At 65.0% G+C, this 19508-nt stretch carries 13 protein-coding genes; 3 read left to right on the top strand and 10 right to left on the bottom strand.

Going from position 1 to position 19508, the window contains the following annotated elements; genetic code table 11:
• From gspG to PST29_RS18845, 10 genes are all read right to left on the bottom strand, one after another.
• Window positions 1-435, bottom strand: coding sequence for a type II secretion system major pseudopilin GspG (gene gspG, locus PST29_RS18895; RefSeq protein ID WP_060844046.1), 435 nt, complete (start codon window positions 433-435; stop codon window positions 1-3).
• A gap of 16 nt (window positions 436-451) precedes the next feature.
• Window positions 452-1666 carry a type II secretion system inner membrane protein GspF gene (gene gspF / locus PST29_RS18890; RefSeq protein ID WP_060844045.1) on the bottom strand — a complete coding sequence of 405 codons (1215 nt, stop codon included), beginning with the start codon at window positions 1664-1666 and terminating at the stop codon, window positions 452-454.
• 2 nt (window positions 1667-1668) lie between these two features.
• The gene (gspE, locus tag PST29_RS18885; protein WP_060840041.1) at window positions 1669-3162 is read right to left on the bottom strand and encodes a type II secretion system ATPase GspE; all 1494 of its coding nucleotides are present in this window, start codon (window positions 3160-3162) and stop codon (window positions 1669-1671) included.
• Window positions 3159-5078, bottom strand: coding sequence for a type II secretion system secretin GspD (gspD, locus tag PST29_RS18880; RefSeq protein ID WP_060844044.1), 1920 nt, complete (start codon window positions 5076-5078; stop codon window positions 3159-3161). The genes gspE and gspD overlap by 4 nt, the downstream gene beginning before the upstream one ends.
• Window positions 5075-5623, bottom strand: a complete 549-nt coding sequence (locus tag PST29_RS18875; protein ID WP_060844043.1) for a type II secretion system protein N — start codon at window positions 5621-5623, stop codon at window positions 5075-5077. The genes gspD and PST29_RS18875 overlap by 4 nt, the downstream gene beginning before the upstream one ends.
• A gap of 135 nt (window positions 5624-5758) precedes the next feature.
• The gene (gbpA, locus tag PST29_RS18870; RefSeq protein ID WP_060844042.1) at window positions 5759-7312 is read right to left on the bottom strand and encodes an N-acetylglucosamine-binding protein GbpA; all 1554 of its coding nucleotides are present in this window, start codon (window positions 7310-7312) and stop codon (window positions 5759-5761) included.
• A gap of 317 nt (window positions 7313-7629) precedes the next feature.
• The gene (gbpA, locus tag PST29_RS18865; RefSeq protein ID WP_060844041.1) at window positions 7630-9186 is read right to left on the bottom strand and encodes an N-acetylglucosamine-binding protein GbpA; all 1557 of its coding nucleotides are present in this window, start codon (window positions 9184-9186) and stop codon (window positions 7630-7632) included.
• Window positions 9187-9400: 214 nt separating this feature from the next.
• Window positions 9401-13045: an ATP-binding protein gene (locus tag PST29_RS18860; protein WP_060844040.1), complete on the bottom strand. Its 3645-nt coding sequence runs from the start codon at window positions 13043-13045 to the stop codon at window positions 9401-9403.
• Between the two features lie 31 nt (window positions 13046-13076).
• Window positions 13077-13718, bottom strand: coding sequence for a response regulator transcription factor (locus tag PST29_RS18855; protein WP_060840035.1), 642 nt, complete (start codon window positions 13716-13718; stop codon window positions 13077-13079).
• 302 nt (window positions 13719-14020) lie between these two features.
• On the bottom strand, window positions 14021-14458 hold the full coding sequence (locus tag PST29_RS18845; protein WP_060840034.1) for an Lrp/AsnC family transcriptional regulator: 438 nt from the start codon (window positions 14456-14458) through the stop codon (window positions 14021-14023).
• A gap of 132 nt (window positions 14459-14590) precedes the next feature.
• On the opposite strand from PST29_RS18845, the gene PST29_RS18840 reads away from it, so the two are divergent.
• From PST29_RS18840 to PST29_RS18830, 3 genes are all read left to right on the top strand, one after another.
• Window positions 14591-15484: a DMT family transporter gene (locus PST29_RS18840; RefSeq protein WP_060844038.1), complete on the top strand. Its 894-nt coding sequence runs from the start codon at window positions 14591-14593 to the stop codon at window positions 15482-15484.
• A 248-nt stretch (window positions 15485-15732) separates the two neighbouring features.
• Window positions 15733-18018, top strand: a complete 2286-nt coding sequence (locus tag PST29_RS18835; protein ID WP_060840032.1) for an FdhF/YdeP family oxidoreductase — start codon at window positions 15733-15735, stop codon at window positions 18016-18018.
• A gap of 466 nt (window positions 18019-18484) precedes the next feature.
• Entirely contained in the window at window positions 18485-19459 is a 975-nt protein-coding gene (locus tag PST29_RS18830; protein ID WP_060840031.1) for a Dyp-type peroxidase, read from the top strand.
• Window positions 19460-19508 lie beyond the last annotated feature (49 nt).

The following is a 19508-nucleotide window of genomic DNA, read 5'->3' as shown; positions in this document are numbered from 1 at the left end:
TCAGCGGTCCCAGTTGCCGATCTCGGCGTTCAGGCCGTCGCCGCCGAGCTTGCCGTCGGCGCCGAAGGAGAACAGGTCATAGCCCGTGCCGCGGGCGCCCGGCACGCGGTACTGATAGGCGTTGCCCCAGGGATCGATGGGCAGGCGCTTGAGATAGCCGTCGGGGTTCCAGTTGCGTGCCGGCGGGTTGCCGCTGGGCTTGCTGACCAGGGCGTCGAGCCCTTGCTGGCTGCTGGGGTACTGGTGGTTGTCGAGCTTGTAGATGTCCAGGGCCATGGCGATGGCCTTGATGTCGCTCTGGGCGGCGGCGCCCTTGGCCTGATCGGGACGGCTCATGATCTGCGGCACCACCAGGGCCGCGAGGACCCCGAGAATGACCACCACCACCATGATTTCAATCAGGGTAAAGCCGCGTTGCTGGTTCTGAGTCTGCACGTAGGGGGTTCCGGATTCAGGTAATCAATTGGTTCAGGCTGAGGATCGGCATCAGGATCGCCAGCACGATGATCAGTACCGAGGCCCCCATGAACACCAGCATGGCCGGCTCGAACAGGCCCACCAGCAAGGCGATGCGGTTGGCCAGTTGTTCTTCCTGCTGCTTGGCGGCGCGTTCGAGCATGCTGTCCAGCTCGCCGGAGCGTTCACCGCTGGCGATCATGTAGAGCATCATCGGCGGGAAACTGCCATTGAGTTCCAGGGCCCGGGTCAGGCTGATACCTTCGCGCACCCCCCGGACGATGTCTTTCAGACCGGTACGAATTTTCTGATTGGCCACCACCTCGCTGGCGATGGCCAGGGCGTCCAGCAGCGGCACGCCGCTGCGCCCGAGAATCGCCAGGGTGCTGACAAAGCGCGTGCAGTTGCTGGCCCGGATCAGCCGGCCCAGCAGCGGCAGGCGCAGCACCAGGGCATGCCAGCGCTCGCGGGTGGCCGGGTTGCGGACGGCGGCGCGAGCGGCCAGCACTAGGGCCGCCACCAACAGCAGCAGGAGCAGGCCATAGTCCTGGAGGAAGGCGCTGCTGGCGATCAGGCCCCGGGTCAGCAGTGGCAGTTCCTGGCCACTGTCGATGAACACCTTGACCACGTCGGGCACCACGAAGCCCAGGAGGAAGCCGACGATGCTCACCGCCGCCAGCATCAGGATGCTCGGGTAGAGCATGGCCAGCTGGATCTGCTGACGGGCCGCTTGCTGGGCCTCGGTGTAGTCGGCCAGGTTCAGCAGCACCTGGTCCAGGTGTCCGGAGCGTTCGCCGGCAGCCACCGTGGCCCGGTACAGATCGGGAAAGGCCCGCGGGTAGGCGGCCAGGGCCACCGCCAGGCTGTAGCCTTCCAGCACCCGCGAGCGGATGGCCAGCAGCATGCTTTTGATCCGTTGCTTCTCGCACTGCGCGGCGACCGCGGCCAGCACTTCCTCCAGGGGCAGGGCGGCCTGGACCAGGGTCGACAGCTGGCGGGTGAGCAAGGCCAGTTCGGCGCTGCTCAAGCCGCCGCCCCGCGGCAGCAGGCCCTTGCCGCGCACGCGCTTGTGCTGCGCGGCGCTGAGCTTGAGGATCACCAACTGGCGCTCGCGCAGCAGTTGCCGGGCATGGCGCGGGCTGTCGGCCTCCACCACCCCGGTGGATTTCTTGCCGGCGGCGCACATGGCCAGGTATTCGTAGGCGGCCATGGTCAGTCCCTCTGGGTCACGCGCAGCAGTTCTTCCAGGCTGGTCTGCCCTTGCAGCACCATGGCCTGGCCGTCGTCGAACAGGCTGGCGCTGTGCTTGCGCGCATGCTCCAGCAATTGGTGCTCGCCGGCGCCGGTGTGGATCAGCTGGCGCAAGGTGTCGTCGAACAGCACCAGCTCATAGATGCCGCGACGTCCGCGATACCCCGAGTGCTGGCAGGCGCTGCAGCCTTTGGGCCGGTACAGCTGCGGCGCGGCGTCGGCGCTCAGGCCCAGGCGTTCGCAGGCGGCGGCATCGGCGCTGTGGGGCTCCTTGCACTCCGGGCACAGCAGGCGCACCAGGCGCTGGGACAACACCCCCAGCAGCGAGGTGCAGAGCAGGAAGGGCTCGATGCCCATGTCCACCAGGCGGGTCACCGCGCCGATGGCGCTGTTGGTGTGCAGGGTCGAGAGCACCAGGTGCCCGGTGAGGGAGGCCTGCACGGCAATTTCCGCGGTTTCGCGGTCGCGGATCTCGCCCACCATCACCACGTCCGGGTCCTGGCGCAGGATGGCCCGCAAGCCCCGGGCGAAGGTCATGTCGACCTTGGCGTTGACCTGGGTCTGGCCGATCCCGGTCAGGTGGTATTCCACCGGGTCCTCGATGGTCAGGATGTTGCGTTCCAGGCTGTTGAGGCTGGCCAGCCCGGCGTACAGCGTGGTGGTCTTGCCGGAACCGGTGGGGCCGGTGACCAGGAGAATGCCGTGGGGCTTGTGCAGGGCGAGCTCCAGACGCTGGCGCACGCTGTCGTTCATTCCCAGGTGGCTGAGATTCAGACGCCCGGCCTGCTTGTCCAGGAGGCGCATCACCACCCGTTCACCGTGACTGGAGGGCAGGGTCGAAACCCGTACATCCACCTCATGACCGGCGATGCGCAAGGCAATCCGCCCGTCCTGGGGAATGCGCTTCTCGGCGATGTCCAGCTTGGCCATGACCTTGATCCGCGACACCAGCAGGGTCGCCAGCTCGCGCCGTGGGCGCAGCACTTCACGCAGCAGGCCGTCGACCCGCAGGCGCACCGACAGGTGTTCTTCGAAGGCTTCCAGGTGCACGTCGGAGGCCTTGCTCTTGACCGCCTCGCTGAGGATCGCGTTGATCAGGCGGATGATCGGCGCGTCATCCTCCTGTTCCAGCAGGTCGGTGGTCTTGGGCAGTTGCTCGGCCAGGCTGTTGAGATCGAACTCTTCGTCGAACTGCTCGCCCAGGCCGTCGGCCACCTGTTTGGCGCCGTTCTGCCCGTCGCGGTAGTGGGCGGCCAGGCGCTGGGCGAAGGCCTCGTCGTCCAGCACCTGGCTGCGCAGCAACGCGCCGTTGAAGCGGCGCACTTCGGCCACCACCGACAACGGCGTACTGGCGCGGCAATACAGCACCGCGCCGTCTGCCTGATGGTCCAGCACCACGCCGTGGCGGCGCGCGTAGGCAAAGGCCAGACGCGCGTCTTCGTGGGTGGCGATCATGGCTGGCGCTGGGCGCCGGGGGCGCGCATGTCGATCAGGCCTGCATCGCCATCGCGCTGGGCGTCGAACAGGCGGTGGGCGTCGGCAGGCAACTGGCCGCCGGTCTTGCCATCCGGGCTGCGCAGCGAGCGCATGTTGTTGTACTTGTGCTGGCTCATCTGCTCGGTGCTGGCGGCGTTGCGCAGCAGGGTCGGACGCAGGAACACCATCAGGTTGGTCTTCTCGTTGACTTCCTTGCTGCTGCTGAACAGACGGCCGACCCAGGGAATGTCCCCCAGCAGCGGCACCTTGCTGACCTGGACCTTGACGTTGTCCTTGATCAGCCCGCCGAGGACGATGATCTGCCCGTCGTTGGCCAGGATGGTGCTCTTGACCGAGCGCTTGTTGGTGATCACGTCGCTGGTGTTGATGCCCGGCGGCGCGGCGGCCAGCTCGGAGCTTTCCTGTTCGACATTCAGGCGCAGGAAGTTGCCCTCATTGATATGCGGCGTGACCTTGAGGGTGATCCCCACATCCTTGCGCTCCACCGTGGTGAAGGGGTTGCTGGCGCCGGCGGTGTCGGTGGTGTAGGAGCCGGTCTGGAACGGCACGTTCTGGCCGACGAGGATTTCCGCCGCCTCGTTGTCCAGGGTCAGCAGGCTCGGGGTGGACAGCAGGTTGTTGTTGGAGTCGCTGGACAGGGCGGTGATCAGCGCGCCGAAGTTGCTGCCGCCGATGCCGATGATCGCGCCATCGGGCAGGTTCGGGCGCTTTTCGTCCTGCAGGCTGTTGAGCAGGGTGCCGATGGACAGGCCGGCGCTATTGAAGTTGGCGGCGGCGGACAGCTTGCCGCGGTTGCCGGCCCATTGCACGCCGAGGGCCTGGTTGATGTCGCCGCTGACTTCGACGATCGCCGCTTCCACCAGCACCTGGGCCCGGGGCCGGTCCAGCTCGTTGATGATGCTTTCGAAGGTCGCCAGCTGGGCCGGCGAGGCCATCAGCACCAGGGCGTTCTGGCTGGTGTCGGCGCTGACCAGCACCGGGCTGTCGGGTTTCTGGCTGTCGCCGCCACGGTTGCCGGACTCCATGCGCTTGCCAATGCCGCTGAGCAGTTCTTCGAGCTTCTTCGCATCGCTGTGGTTGAGCCGGCGCACCCGCGCGGTGTCGCCGACATTGGTCGGCACATCCAGGCTCTGCGCCAGACGCTGCATTTGCTGGCGGACCGGCGCCGGCCCCACCAGGATCAGGCGGTTGCTGCGCGAGTCGCCAATGGCCTTGGCGCTGGTCATGGCACTGTTGCTGTCGGCCAGGCTGTCGGTCAGGGTCTTGGCCACTTCGGTGGCCCAGGCGTGCTTGAGCTGCACGATGCTGAACTGCCGGCCACCGGCGTTATCCAGCTCGTTGATCACCAGGCGCACCCGCTCGACGTTGTTGGCGCTGTCGGAAATCACCAGGGCGTTGGAGGTGGTGGAGGGCGCCATGTAGGCGTCCGCGGCCACCAGCGGGCGCACCGCGCTGGCCACCTCACTGGCGTTGGCGTTGTTCAATTCGATGACCTGGGTCACGAACTCTTCACTGGCGCCGCTGGGCTCGGCGTGGGCCTTGGTCTTGGCTTCGGCCACCGGCAGGATCAGCACCCGATCGCCCTGGTCCATGGCGACAAAACCCTGGCTGCGCAGGGCGGTGAGAAACAGCGAGTAGATGCCCTGCTGATCCATGGCGGTGCTCGATTGCACCGTGACCTTGCCGTTCAGGCGCGGGTCCAGAATCATCGTCTTGCCGGTGATCTGGCCCACTTCGTTGACCAGGTCGCGCAGCTCGGCGTCCTTCATGTTCAGGGTCCATTGCTGGGCCGCGGCGGTTTTTTCCGTGGCGTACACGGGATTGATCAGGGTGCCCAGGGTCAGCAGGGACCCGGCGATAAAGGCTCGATTCATGATGCTCCAGGGGATTGCACAGACGGTTGCAGCAGGCTCCCGCTGCCTGGCTGTGGATGGGGTTGGGCCGCGGCGGCGTCCTCTGCCTGCGGGGTCAGCAACGGCGTCGCGTGCTGGGGCAGGCTCAGGATCAGTTCCTCGCCAAAGCGTTGCACCCGCACTTGGCCGGTGCCGATCTGGCGCAGGCTGCCCCCGCCCGGCAGGGGCTCGCCGATGCCATAGAAGCGGCTGCCTTCCGGCGATTCGATCAGGGCCCGGGACTGCTCCGGGTGAGCGGCCACCAGGCTGGCCAGCAGACTCAGCGGCACCCGGGGCAGGTCGCTTGGGTGCTCTTGCAACTGGACGCCGAACAGCCGGGCGATGGCTTGCGGGTCGGGCTGGGACCGGGGGGCCGCCGGCACCACGGCGGGCGCCTGCTGGCTCGCCGGGTTCAGGCTTTGCCGGAACTGCCAGCTGCCGTACGCCAGCCACGCCAGCCAGGCCACCAGAAACGACAAGGCGCCGACCAGCAGGCCAGCGCGAAGCGAGGGGCGAAGGGCGCTCATAAGCACAGGCGCCTCGGCAGGTTTTCACCCTGCCAGAGCAGGGTTCTTGAATAGGGGGTTGAGCTCATGGGGGGCTTGACCGCTAACAAGGAGCGTGGCGCCGTGGCGCCACGCTCGGGTGGTTGACGCTATGACTTACTTGGCGTTCCAGGCCGACTGCCAGGCGAAACCTATGCCCGGCTCGTAGGCGTTGGAGCCGCTGGTCCACTGGGTGCACCAGCCGGCGACGGCGCCAGGCTTGCACTCATAGGTCTTGCCGTCCTTGGGTTGCAGGACCACGGTGCCGGCCTTGTAGGATTTCAGGCCATTGGGGAACACGTAGTCGTACTTGGCGCCGCCTTCACCGCCGTTGCCGCCTTCGTTGCCACCTTCACCACCGCCGGCTTCGGCCTTGAGGGTGAAGCGGGCGGACTTTTGCAGCACTTCGCCTTTCTTCGAGGTGGCCACGACCACCAGGTCGTAGACCCCGGGGCTGACATTGTTCAGCGGCATGGAGAAGTGCGGGGTGTTGCCGGCCGGCGCTTGCTGGAAGGTCACGCTTTCGCCTTTGGCGTTGAACACGGTGGCCTTCACGGTGTAGTCGCCGTTCTTGGCGATGGCGTTGAAGTGCAGTTCGGTCTTGCCGTCTTTCAGGGTGTATTCGGACTGCATGCCGGTGATGGACAGCTCGCCCGGTTTGGCGGCCTGTTCCTTGTCGATCATCACGTTGACGATGTCGCTGCCTTTCTTGACCAGGATTTCGTTCCTGCCGAAGTTCGGCACCACTTCGTCCTTGTCGTTGAGCAGGCCCATCTGGTAGCCCTGCTTGGCGGCATTGACCTTCTTCGCCAGCTCGCGCGGCCAGACGTCGGCCTTGGCCAGTTCAGCGCTATCGATGTTTAGCACCACTTGCTTGGCGTGGAGCTCGCCCTGTGCGTTGAAGACGCGAGTCTTGACCTTGTCGCCGATGCTCAGGGCTTCAGGTTGTACCGCGCCCACGGTGTTCCAGTTCGACGGGATGACCGCGCCATTGTCGATGTTCAGGTCGACCACGCTGTAGAAGGTGGCGTCGGTGTCGTTGACTTTCCAGGTGGCCAGCAGCACGTGGTAACCGGAGCGATCAGACGGGATGTCCACGGTGTGATGGGTTTTGCCTTCGGACGGGGCCGGGACGGTGCCGGACGGCCATGGCTGATCCAGCAGCGGGGTCATCTCGAACGAGTCGCGGGTCAGTGGCTGGTTCGGGTTCCAGTCTTTTTTGGTGATGTAGAACTGCCAGTAGCGAGTGGCGTGACCGGCTTTGTAGTGCCAGGTGAAGTTCTGCGGGCCCGGCTTGATGGTGGTCTTGGCCCAGCGGGTAGCACTCTGCTCGTTGATCGGGGAGAAACGCACCAGGCCGCCGGCGGCGATGGTGCCGTTAGCCGGGCCGCATACCTTGAAGTCGCCGGTGCAGGCCTGGGCGTTGCTTGGAAAGTGCTCGAGATCGTTACGGCCGGGCACGCCGATGTACTCGGTGCTTTGTGGCTCGTACATCACTGGACCGCAGTTGACGTTCAGTCTGCCGCCATCGGAACTGCACATGAAGGCGCGGGACTTGGGGCTTTCGATGTAACCGTGGGCCGAGGCTTGCTGGGCGGCCAGTCCCGCCGTCGCCATGGCGATGACGATCGGCAGTTTGAGGAAGGAGCGAGTCCGGTTGGAGTTGATCATGCTGTATGCCTTGAGCAATTGAAAAATGAGTGTTGAAGCGCTGCGAGGAGCCGGTGATGGGGGAATGGGACACCTTGGAGGTCCGCTGTTCCGGCAGCCTTGCCAGCGAGCACAGGCTACGTGCTGCTCCCGGGTGTTCCCATGGGACGAGTACGAGAGTCAAAGGGCTCTAGAACAAGCTTTTGCTGGATTCTTGGCGGACCGGCGCGACCCGTTTGAAGGGCCTTTGCAGGCGTGCAAAAGCGCGCCGGCCGGATAAAAAAATGAGCGTGACGCTTGCGCGTCACGCCCCAAGGAGCAACTGGGGAGTTGCCGGATTACTTGAGGATCCAGGCCATCTGCCAGTGAGAGCCGGTGCCGGGTTCGTACTGGGTCACGCCGGCCTTCCACTGCACGCAGTAGCCGCTGTACGGGAACGGCTTGCACTGGTAGGTCTTGCCATCCTTGGGCTGCAGCACCAGGGTGCCGGCCTTGTAGGACTTCAGGCCTTCAGGGAACACGTGGTCGTACTTGGCCGGCGTCTCGGGAGTGGTGCCGCCTTCGTTGCCACCGCCGCCCGGGGTTTCCTCAACCTCTGGCTCGGCCTTGAGCTTGAAGCTGATGGTCTCTTGCAGCAGCTCGCCTTTCTTCGACTTGGCCACCACCACCAGATCGTACTGGCCCGCTGTCACGCCTTTGAGCGCGAGGCTGAAGTGCGGCGTATTGTTGCCACTGTCGGCTTGCTGGTGAGCAACGGTTTCGCCCTTGGCATTGACCACGCTGGCGGTGATGGTGAAGTCGCCGTTCAGAGCGATGGCATTGAAGTGCAGGTCGACCTTGCCGTCCTTCAGGCTGTACTCGGACTGCATGCCGGAGACCTTGAGTTCAGCCGGCTTGGCGGCTTGTTCCTTGGCGATCAGCACGCTGTTGATGTCGCTGTTCTTGTCGACAAAGATGCTGTTCTTGCCGAACTGCGGCACCACCTGGTCCTTGTCGTTGAGCTCACCGATCTGATAGCCGAGCTTGGCCCGGTTGACCTTTTCCGCCAGCGCCTTGGGCCAGTTGCTTTCCTTGGCCAGTTCCGCGCTGTCGATGTTCAGGGTGACCTGCTTGGCCGAGAGTTCGCCCTGGTCGTTGAACACCCGGGTCATGACTTTGTCGCCGATGCTCAGGGCCTCGGGCTGAACGGCACCGATATTCTTCCAGCTCGACGGCGCGACTTCGCTGTTCTCGATGTTCACGTCCACCACCTGATAGAAGGTGTTGGTGTTGTCGCTCACCATCCAGGTGGCCAGGACGATGTGGTAGCCGCTGCGGTCGGCCGGAATGTTGACCTTGTGGCTGGTGAGGCCGCCGGTCTTGGTCGGCAGGGTGTTGTTCCAGTTGTCGGTCAGCAGCGGCGTCGCTTCGAACGAATCACGGGTCAGTGGCTGGTTGGGGTTCCAGTCTTTCTTGGTGATGTAGAACTGCCAGTTGCGGGTGGCGTGTACCGCGGTGTAGCGCCAGTCGAAGGTGTTCAGCCCGGGCTTGATGCTCATCTTGGTCCAGCGGCTGGCGGTCTGTTCGTTGAGTTTGGCGAAATGGCGCAGGCCACCGGCGGCAATGGTGCCGTTGGCCGGGCCGCAGCGGGTGAACTCACCGTGGCAGGCCTGGGCGGTGCTGGGGAAACCGTCGCGGCTGGCGTTGGCCAGGTATTCGACGCTCTGTGGCTCGTAGATCACCGGGCCGCAGTTGGTGTTCAGGTTGCCGCCCTTGGCGCTACACATGTAGGCGCGGGACTTGGGGTTTTCGATATAGCCGTGCGCGGCCGCCTGTTGCGCACTGAGCGCCGCCATGCCGATAGCCATCGCCAGCGGAAGTTTGAGGAATGATTGGAAGGTATGCCGCGTGATCATCGATTGTTCCCTGATTGGACGTGATTGGATTCAACAAGCAATCGAGAGCTGGCGTAGCGACTCGTCGGGAGTCTGGCGCCATTGACTGTCTGTGCTCGAAAGCCAGCGCAAGGTTAGGCAGCAGGGTGCGGCGGTTGAATGAGACAAGTACGAGAGTGGCGCCAGGGCCTGTTGGCCGGGCCCGGCCCAGGCACTCGGCGCACCGAGGTGCGGTTCAGGGTGGCGAGCCTTGGGTCTGTGCGCTCTGGGCCAGGGGCGGGCTGTCGCTGCCAAGGGGGTCGCGCAAGCTGGCCAGCTGGTTCCGGGCCTCTGCGTAAACCTGCTCCATGGCGCTGAGCAGCGCTTGCTGGCAGTTGCGCACGGACGGCGGATGGCTCACGTCGACCTTTCTCAGGGCGTCGCAGGTCCTGGCCATGTCCTGGGCGTTGATCAGGCAGGCCACGCCGCTCAGGCGATGGGTCAGGTCGTTGATCAGGTGCGGGGTATTGGCCAGGACGCAGGTGCGCAGTTCGGCGATTTCCTGCTGCAGGTTCTTGGTCAGTTCGTTGAGGATGCGCCGGTGCAGGGTCGGACTGTTTTCCCCCAGGTCCTTGAGGTGGTCGATGTCGAAGGCGCGCACCCGCTCTTCGCCAGCGCCAGTGTGGCTGCCCAGGACTTCCTGCAGCCGGGCCAGGGTCACCGGCTTGATCATCAGATCGTTCATCCCGGCGTTGGAGCATTGGGTCGCTTCGTTGCTCAGGGCGCTGGCGGTGTAGCCGACGATCAGCCGCGGCTTGGCCCCGCTCTGTTGTTCGGCCTCACGCACCGCCCGGGCCAGGCTGTAGCCGTCCATGCCCGGCATGTTGCAGTCGCTGATCAACACGTCGTAGTGGCGGTGGCGCAGCAGCTGCAGGGCTTCTTCGCCACTGCTGACGTGTTCGGCCACGTGACCGATGCGCTCCAGCTGCAGGGTCAGCACCAGGCCGTTGGTGGAGACGTCGTCCACCACCAGCACCCGCAAGGCTTTGCCGGTGATCGGCGGCACTTCCGGTTTTTCCGTCACTTCCGCGTTTGCCGTCTGCCAGCTCACCGGCAGTTCGACGTGGATGCAGCAGCCTTGTCCGGGTTCGCTTTCCAGCCAGATGCGGCCGCCCATCAGTTGCACCAGCTGGTGGCAGATGCTCAGGCCCAGGCCCGAGCCACCGTACAGGTGGGCGGTGCGCGCGGTGGCCTGGCGATAGGGCTCGAAAATCCCCGCCTGGTTGGCCAGGGGAATGCCGATGCCGGTATCGCGCACGCTCAGGGTCAGCAGGCTGTTGCTGTCCTGCACATGGGTTTCGCGCAGGGTGACCTGGATGTGGCCGCGGTCGGTGAACTTCAAGGCATTGCTCAAGAGGTTGTGCAGGATCTGCTGCAGGCGTAGCGAGTCGACCCAATACAGTCGGTTGGGGCTGGCCTGATAGTCGAAATTGAGCTGCAGGCGTTTCTCCCGGGCTTGCACGGCAAACAGTCCCAGGCCGTTGGCGAGCAGGGGTTCCAGGGCGGTGGGGTGGGGTGCCAGTTGCATCAGGCCACTCTCTATTTTGTCCAGATCCAGGATGTTGCCGATCAGGTCGATCATCGAGGTCGCCGATTGCTGGGCCACCCGCAGGTTGTGCGAGGGCGCCTGGCTGGCGCTGGTTTCCAGCTCCAGCAGGCCCACCAGGGCGTTGAGCGGGGTGCGCAACTCGTGGCTCATGGAGGCGAGGAACTCGCTCTTGGCGGCGCTGGCCTTTTGCGCGATCTGTTTGGCCTCGCGCAGCTTGAGTTCCAGGTTCTTGCGCTCGGAGATGTCCAGCCAGCCCCCCAGCAGCCCCTGCAGGACCCCGCGGGCGTTGTAGAACGGCACCAGCCACTGATAGAGGCAGTACTGCTGCTCCTTGATCCACAGGCTGGTGTCGAGAAAGCGCGGCCGGTGATTGGCCAGCAGCAGTTGATGCTCCTCTTGCAGCACCTCGGCGAAGTCGCGCGGCATGTTCGGCTGCTCGGTGGGCAGGCAGCCCTCGACCTGCTCCTGGGAGGTGGCGAAGAACTCCTCATAGGCGCGGTTGCAGGTGCTCAACCGGCCGTCCAGGTCGCAGACATACAGCGGCGTCGGCAGGCCGTTGAGCAGGGAGAACTGGAAGGCCAGCTTGTCCTGCAGGCGGGTCTGCACGCAGATGGTTTCCCGCACCTGGATCTTCAGGCGCCAGTTCCAGATCAGCGACAGCACGAAGATGATCAGGATCACCACGCCCACATGCCAGGCCTGCTCGGCGACCCAGCTCCAGAGCGCGGCGCTGGACTGTTGTTTGGCGATCAGCTGGATGTCGCTTTGCGGGTTCCTGGCCATGGAGTCCAGCAGCTTGTCGAGCACGCTCAGCAACTCCCTGGCACCAGGGGCTGCGGCAAAGCGGTGGGGCGTGGGCAGGGCGTCGAAGGCCAGGCCGAACTGCAGCCCGGAACCGGACAGCGCCTCGGTGCCCACCGGGGTGTCCAGGGTGGCGTCGACCTGACGTTGCAGCACCAGGTTCAGGGCCTGGCGATGATCCTCGGTGAGCACCAGATGGATGTCCGGGTAGCGCTGTTTCAGGTGTTCGAGCAGCGGGTGGTTGCGCGGCAGCGCCAGGTGCCGTCCCAGCATGGCGTCCAGGGAACTGGGAGAACTGTCGCCATGACGCACCACAAAGGCCCAGTTGCGGGTGCCGTAGCTCTGGCTCAGGCCGATGCCCCGGGCGTTGTCGGGCAGGCCCAGGTCGCGGGTGGTCAGGTCGGCGTTGCCGGCGGCCAGTTGTTCCAGGTCGCCGGCCCTGGACAGACTGGGCTGAATGTTGAGTTGCAGGCGGAACGAGCTGGCCAGGGTGCGCAGGATATCGATGCTCAGTCCGGCCCACTGGCCCTCGGCATTGCGGTAGATGTAGGGCGGCGCTTCCTCCGCCAGCAGATTGATCTGCCGGTGCGCGGTGAGCCAGTTCAGTTCGCCGGGGGTCAGGGAAAACGACTCGGTCGGGGCGAAGGGAAAGGGCTCCTGGCTCGACTGGTTCTGGATCCGCCGCTTGTGCTCCTCGGGAATGGCGTTGAGCACGTAGTCGATCAGCGCCCGCAGGGTGGCATCCTCGCGCCGCACGGCGAAGGCGAAGCCGGCGTCGGGCAACTGTGGATAGAACTTGCTGTGCAGCCGCAGGTCGGGGCGGGCCTGCATGTACAGGGTGGTGCGGAAGCGGTCGCTGATAAAGGCGTCGGCCTGTTTGCCGGCCAGTTGCTCAAGGGCCAGGGCGGTGGTGTGCACGCCGCTGATGTCGGCCCGCGGATAGGTCTTGCTGACGGTCTTGAGGTCCAGGTAGTTGTCCAGCACCAGCACCCGCTTGTCTTCCAGGTCCGGTGGCAGGCTCTGGTCGTTGATGCGCCCGACGATGATCGGCTGGTTGTTCAGGTACGGACGGCTGAGGGACAGGCCGGGGGTCTGCGCTTCCAGCGCGGTGGCCCGGGGCAGCAGGTCGATACGGTGTTCGAGCAGGGCGCGGATAGCGTCCTGGGGCGAGGCCAGCTCGACGTATTCGAAGCGCAGGCCCAGCTGCTTGCCGATCAGCTTGAGGTATTCGTCGGAGATCACTTTGAGCACCTGGTTGCCGGCGCTTTCCAGGGGCCGCTCGGGGGGCACGATGGTCGCTACCCGCAGCACCTTGTGGGGCAGGGTGCTGCGCATGTCCAGCAGCCGGGCCAATGACGGATTGCCCGGCTCTTGCGACTCGGCGCAGTGGGCGGGCAGGCTGAAAAACAGGCTGACCAGGACCATGAAGCTGAACAGCAGGCAGACACGGATCAGCCTCCAGAACTGGGGGGGACGGGAAATCAGGGGCATAGGGGGGAAGCTCCGGAGTTTTGAGGACCGCTCAGCTCAGGCCGTGTTCCTGGATGTACAGGAACAGGCTGGCCGAGGTGTCCAGGCCAAGCTTGCGCATGGCGCTGCTCTTTTGCGTGCTGATGGTCTGTTTGCTGCGGCACAGGTGCTGGGCGATGGCGCCGATGCTCATGCCGGTGCCATACAGGCGCAGCACCTCGATCTCTCTGGCCGACAACTGTTCGGGCTGCAGCAGCGGTTTGCCATGCAGGGCGGTGCTGGTGTCCAGCAGATGCTGGATCGACGGCGACACGAAGGGTGCACGGGGGTTGGCGGCAATGGCCTTGGGCAGGTCGTTGAGCAGGCCGCGCTTGCTCACCAGGCCCTGGATTCCGAGCTTGAGCAGGCTGCTGATCAGCGCCGGATTGTCGAGCATGGTGATCACCACGATGGCCAGCTCCGGGTAGCGTGAACGCAGGCGTCTGATCAGACGAATCCCATCCACCTGATCGCCACCGGGCATCATCAGGTCGGTCAGCAGCAGGTCGCAGGGCTGGCGCTGCAGGTTCTCCAACAGGGTTTCCACGCTGTGGGCCTGGGCAACGATTTCCAGTTCGGCGCGGTTTTCCAGCAGGGTGTGTATCCCAATCAGGGTCAAGGGATGGTCATCGGCTATCTGCACGCGGATCGGCATGGGTTCTTGTACTCGGCTTTTCGACAGGCATGAGCCCACGACAATGCGCAGCTTCCGCAAAGGAGCAGGCATTTTGCTAGTGGGGTCGTCAGAGGATTCGCAGGGTATCACTGAAATTGACGCCAAAAAGACGTCTGGGAGATTTTAAGAATCGTCTTATGCCTAAGGGGAAACTTTCTGAAAAGTGCTCGAGAAGTCAGCTGGTTTTTCGTAAGAAACGCCTCTGGAACGGCCTTTTCACCCCACAGTTGCAGGCCGTTTTCAGGGGCTTTTTCCGCGGTGAAAAAGCCCATTTCACGGGGTCAGTTCATGGGCGGCAACCGCCGCTTGATCGGCGATTTCTTGATGATCGCGGTGTTGGTTTCGGCGTCATGGTTGAGGCGATCCAGCAAGCGGTCCAGCTGTTCCATGGAGCGCACCTGCAACCGAGCGATAAAGCAGTCTTCACCGGTGACCTTGTCGCATTCGGTGAACTCGGCAATCGCCAGGATCTGCCGCTCCACCTCCTGCAAGCGGCCCGGCAACGGACGAATCCGGACAATGGCCTGCAATTGGTAGCCCAGGGACTTGGGGTCGATTTCCAGGGTATAGGCGGTGATCACCCCGCGTTCTTCGAGTTTTTTCAGGCGTTCGGCCACGCTGGGGGCGGACAGCCCGCTGATCTGCGCCAGGGCCTTGAGGGAGCGGCGGGAGTCCTGCATCAGGGCACTGATCAGGGCCTGGTCGATGGCATCGAGCATGGCAACCTCGTTAGGTGATTGGGCGTTTATGCCTTGATAAAAAAGGCCTGAGTGCATACTAGCCCAGGTTTTGAACTGGCGATGGCCGTGTGCCGCTGGGCATAATCTGGCCCTTGTCAGAGGAGATTGATGATGGATGCACTGACCCGTCGCGGATCACTGGAAATGACCGCCGCGATGCTGATTTCCGGAACCATTGGCTGGTTCGTTCTGGTGTCCGGACAACCGGTGCTGGACGTGGTGTTCTGGCGTTGCCTGTTCGGTGCCGGCGCGTTGCTGCTGATTTGCGGCGCTTTCGGTTTTTTGCGAAGGAATATTCTGACTCGGCGCAGCCTGTTTCTGGCGGTGCTCAGCGGCGTGGCGATTGTCGGCAACTGGGTGTTGCTGTTCGGTTCCTATTCCCGGGCCTCGATCGCCATCGGCACCGCGGTGTACAACGTCCAGCCGTTCATTCTGGTGGCCCTGGGGGCGTTGTTCCTGGGAGAGAAGATCACCCCGCAGAAGCTGTTCTGGCTGTGCCTGTCCTTTGCCGGGATGCTGGCCATCGTCAGCGCCCATGGCACCGAGGGCGACGCCGGCAGCGACTATCTGCTGGGCATCGCCCTGGCCCTGGGCGCGGCATTGCTCTATGCCTTCGCCGCGTTGCTGATCAAGCGCCTGAGCGGCACGCCGCCGCACCTGATCGCGCTGATCCAGGTCTGCACCGGGGTCCTGCTGCTGGCGCCCTGGGCCAACCTCGCCGAGCCACCCCAGCAGGCCACGGCCTGGGCCAGCCTGCTGACCCTGGGCATCGTGCATACCGGGGTGATGTATGTGCTGTTGTACGGGGCGATCCAGAAGCTGCCGACCGCGCTGACCGGCGCCTTGTCCTTCATCTATCCGATCGCGGCGATCTTCGTCGACTGGCTGGCCTTCGGGCATCGCCTGGGGCTGTTGCAGTGGCTGGGGGTCGCCGCGATTCTGCTGGCCGCCGCCGGGATGCAGCAGGGTTGGACGTTCAAGCGCCGGCGCAGCGTTCTGCAATGAGCGCGGGCTGAGGCCGGACGGGGACCGGCAATAGGTTCCACGCTGGCGGGCCCGGGCGCCAGCGTCGCGTCTGTGCCGGTCGGCGCCTGAGCTTGACAGGCCGGGGCGCAGCGCTAGCTTTTATCCAGTGTCGGCACTGTTGCCACGCACTACCCCCTGTGATCCAGGCCCCTGGCAACCCGCCCGGGTACGCCTCGACCATCCGCAACCACCGACTCGCGTCGTGCCGGGTCGGCCCTGGAGCGATCATGAGCACTCGACGCAAGGTTCCCGGAATCCGCAACTACGATGGTCCCGCCGGTGGCTGGGGCGCGCTCAAGGCTACCGCCACGGCGGTGCGCGAACAGATGGACGCGCTCAAGGCGCCCCTGACCCTGATGCGCACCAACCAGCCCGATGGCTTTGACTGCCCGGGCTGCGCCTGGCCCGACAAGGAGCACAAGTCGACCTTCCAGTTCTGTGAAAACGGCGCCAAGGCGGTGACCTGGGAAGCCACCAACAAGCGGGTGACCCCGGCTTTCTTCGCCGAGCATCCGCTGACCTCGCTGCTGCAGCGTTCCGACTATCAGCTCGAAGACCTGGGCCGCCTCACCGAGCCCCTGGTCTATGACCGCGCCAGCGATACCTTCAAGCCGCTGGCGTGGCAGGCGGCGTTCGAGCGTATTGGCCAGATCCTGCGGGGCCTGCAGCCCGAGCAGGTGGAGTTCTACACCTCCGGCCGCGCCTCCAACGAAGCGGCCTACCTGTACCAGCTGTTCGCTCGGGAATACGGCAGCAACAACTTCCCCGACTGCTCGAACATGTGCCACGAACCCACCAGCGTCGGTTTGCCGCGCTCGATCGGCATCGGCAAGGGCACGGTGTCCCTGGAGGATTTCGACCTCTGCGAGCTGATCATTTCCATCGGCCACAACCCGGGCACCAACCACCCGCGGATGATGGGCACCCTGCATGAAGCCTCGCGGCGCAAGGTGCCGATCATGGTCTTCAACCCGCTGCGCGAGCGCGCCCTGGAGCGCTTTGCCGACCCACAGAACATGGTGGAGATGGCCACCTACGGCTCGACCCGCATCGCTTCGTCCTACTTCCAGGTCAAGGCCGGCGGCGACGCGGCGGCGATCAAGGGCATCATGAAGGCCCTGCTGGCCCTGGAGGACAGCCTCGGGCAGGTGCTGGACCATGAGTTCATCGCCGAGCACACCCAGGGCTTCGAGGCCCTGGCGGCGGACCTGCACGCCACCGCCTGGGCGGACATCGAGCAGGCCAGCGGCCTGCACCAGGCGGACCTGGAGATGGTCGCCGCAGCCTACGCCAAGTCCAATGCCACCATCGTCACCTACGGCATGGGCATCACCCAGCACAACGAAGGCACGGCCAATGTGCGGCTGATTTGCGACCTGCTGATGCTGCGCGGCAACTTGGGCAAGCCGGGGGCCGGCATCTGTCCGTTGCGCGGCCATTCCAACGTCCAGGGCAACCGCACCGTGGGCATCACCGAGAAGCCGACGCAGGCCTTTCTCGACAAGCTCCAGCAGACCTTCGGCTTCACGCCGCCTTCGGCCCATGGCCACGATGCGGTGCAGGCCATGCAGGCGATGATCGACGGCAGGGCCAAGGCGCTGCTGTGCCTGGGGGGCAACTTCGCCGTGGCCCTGCCGGACCCGGGCCAGTGCTTCCCGGCCATGAGCCGGCTCGACCTGAGCGTGCACGTGGCCACCAAGCTCAACCGCAGCCATTTGCTGGTGGCCAAGGAGACCTTCATCCTGCCCTGCCTGGGCCGCACCGAGCTGGACCTGCAGGACGGCCTGCGCCAGGCCATCACCGTGGAGGATTCGATGTCCATGGTCCACGCCTCGGCGGGCAAGCTGACCCCGGCGTCGCCGCTTCTGCTCTCGGAACCGGCGATTGTCGCCGGCATGGCCAAGGCCACGCTGCCCGACAGCCGCGTGCCCTGGCTGGAACTGGTGGCCGACTACGACAAGATCCGCGACCTGATCGAACAGACGGTGCCCGGCTTCGACGACTACAACGCCCGGATCCGCGTGCCCGGTGGCTTCCGCATGCCCCTGGCGGCGGCCCAGCGGCAATGGCTGACCCCCTCGGGCAAGGCCGAGTTCTTCGTCTTCCCCGGGCTGCACGAGGACAAGGAAGTGGACGGCGCCGATGTCCTGCGGCTGATCACCCTGCGCAGCCACGACCAGTACAACACCACCATCTACGCCCTGGACGACCGCTATCGCGGGGTCTTCGGCCGTCGCGACGTGCTGTTCATCAGCCCCGGCGATCTGGCCGCCCGTGGCCTGGCCCACGGTGACCTGGTGGACATCGAGACGGTCATCGGCGGGCGGCGGCTGCGCTACGAAAACATCACCGCCATCGAGTACAAGATCGCCCCGGGCACTGTGGGCGCCTATTACCCCGAGGCCAACCGCCTGGTGCCCCTGGACTACCTGGATGTGGACAGCGGCACGCCGTCCTACAAATCGGTGCCGGTGCGGGTCTTGCGCTCGACCTTGGGCAGCGCCGCCTCCTGAGCCGGCAATGGGCGAGGGAGCTCGCTCCCGCTCGGACGCGCAGCGGCCGTAAAACCTGAATCTGCGGTCTGCCTGATAGGAAGGGGACTCAGGCATTGGGAAGGCTGCGCCTTCCAGCGGGAGCAAGCTCCCTCGCCACAGTAAGCGCTCTTGTCACAAGGTTTGTTCAACCTCACAGCTGGTGGCTGACAGCTTGCCGCTTACAGCTGCTTGTTTGTTCAGCCTCACAACTGGCGGCAACCCAGCGGCCGCAAGAACTGCTGCAAACAGCTTGTGGCTGGAAGCTTGCCGCTTGCAGCTGCTTGTTTGTTCAGCCTCGCAGCTGGCGGCAACCCGGAGGCCGCAAGAACTGATGCAAACAGCTTGCGGCTGGCAGCTCACCGCTTGCAGCTGCTTCCCTCACCACCGCCACAATCTGCTAATTTCCTGTCGGTGACTTTTCCGACCGCAGCCCGTGGACCCCACAATGACCCAGTCTTCCTCCCTGGCCGAGCGCAAGCCCGAGCCGCAAGCCATCTGCAACCCCATCACCCGCAGTGCAATTTTCATCGTCGCCACCCTGGCCCCCGGCGCTGCTGCCGCGCACACCCTGCGCGAGTGGTGCGCCGACGTCGCCGCGCTGACCCGCTCGGTGGGCAAGCGCGTGCCGGGGGGCAATCTGTCCTGTGTCTGCGGCTTTGGCTCCGCCGCCTGGGACCGGCTGTTCGCTGGCCCGCGTCCGGCGTCGCTGCACCCCTTCATTGAGGTGGGCGTGGAGGGCCGGCGCGCGCCGTCGACCCCCGGCGACCTGTTGCTGCACATCCGCGCCGAGCAGATGGACCTGTGCTTCGAGCTGGCCACGCAACTGCTCAAGCCCCTGGGCGACGCAGTCACGGTGGTGGACGAGGTCCAGGGCTTCCGCTATTTCGACATGCGCAGCATGGTCGGCTTCGTCGACGGCACCGAGAACCCGGAAGGCCGCGAGGCGGTGGATTTCACCCTGATTGGCGACGAAGACCCGTCGTTCTGCAACGGCAGCTACGTGCTGGTGCAGAAATACCTGCACAACATGACGGCCTGGAACGCGCTGACGGTGGAAGCCCAGGAACGCATCATCGGCCGCACCAAGCTGTCGGACATCGAACTCGACGAATCGGTGAAACCCAGCTGCTCCCACAGTTCCCTGACCACCCTGGAAGAGAACGGCGAGGAGGTGAAGATCCTGCGTGACAACATGCCCTTCGGCCGTCCGGGCGCCGGGGAATTCGGCACCTACTTCATCGGCTACGCGCGTTCGCCACGGCCGGTGGAGCAGATGCTGGAAAACATGTTCGTCGGGCGCCCGGCGGGCAACTACGACCGCCTGCTGGACTTCAGCACGGCCGTCACCGGCGGGCTGTTCTTCGTGCCTTCCGCCGATCTGCTGGAACAGCTGGCCGAGCGCGCGCCGACCGGCCAATAACCGCAAAACCCCGGCCCGCTGCTGCGGGCCGGGGTTTCAGGGGGGACCG

The sequence above is a fragment of the Pseudomonas sp. St29 genome (genome assembly GCF_001547915.1).
In the GTDB taxonomy this organism is placed as follows: domain Bacteria; phylum Pseudomonadota; class Gammaproteobacteria; order Pseudomonadales; family Pseudomonadaceae; genus Aquipseudomonas.
This window is presented reverse-complemented; position numbering and strand designations above follow the sequence as displayed.

Excerpts from the sequence above, each read along its gene's own strand:
- gspF (WP_060844045.1), bottom strand. The coding sequence starts at position 1,666 with ATGGCCGCCTACGAATACCTGGCCATGTGCGCCGCCGGCAAGAAATCC.
- gspE (WP_060840041.1), bottom strand. The coding sequence starts at position 3,162 with ATGATCGCCACCCACGAAGACGCGCGTCTGGCCTTTGCCTACGCGCGC.
- gspD (WP_060844044.1), bottom strand. The coding sequence starts at position 5,078 with ATGAATCGAGCCTTTATCGCCGGGTCCCTGCTGACCCTGGGCACCCTG.
- PST29_RS18875 (WP_060844043.1), bottom strand. The coding sequence starts at position 5,623 with ATGAGCGCCCTTCGCCCCTCGCTTCGCGCTGGCCTGCTGGTCGGCGCC.
- gbpA (WP_060844042.1), bottom strand. The coding sequence starts at position 7,312 with ATGATCAACTCCAACCGGACTCGCTCCTTCCTCAAACTGCCGATCGTC.
- gbpA (WP_060844041.1), bottom strand. The coding sequence starts at position 9,186 with ATGATCACGCGGCATACCTTCCAATCATTCCTCAAACTTCCGCTGGCG.
- PST29_RS18860 (WP_060844040.1), bottom strand. The coding sequence starts at position 13,045 with ATGCCCCTGATTTCCCGTCCCCCCCAGTTCTGGAGGCTGATCCGTGTC.
- PST29_RS18855 (WP_060840035.1), bottom strand. The coding sequence starts at position 13,718 with ATGCCGATCCGCGTGCAGATAGCCGATGACCATCCCTTGACCCTGATT.
- PST29_RS18845 (WP_060840034.1), bottom strand. The coding sequence starts at position 14,458 with ATGCTCGATGCCATCGACCAGGCCCTGATCAGTGCCCTGATGCAGGAC.
- PST29_RS18840 (WP_060844038.1), top strand. The coding sequence starts at position 14,591 with ATGGATGCACTGACCCGTCGCGGATCACTGGAAATGACCGCCGCGATG.
- PST29_RS18835 (WP_060840032.1), top strand. The coding sequence starts at position 15,733 with ATGAGCACTCGACGCAAGGTTCCCGGAATCCGCAACTACGATGGTCCC.
- PST29_RS18830 (WP_060840031.1), top strand. The coding sequence starts at position 18,485 with ATGACCCAGTCTTCCTCCCTGGCCGAGCGCAAGCCCGAGCCGCAAGCC.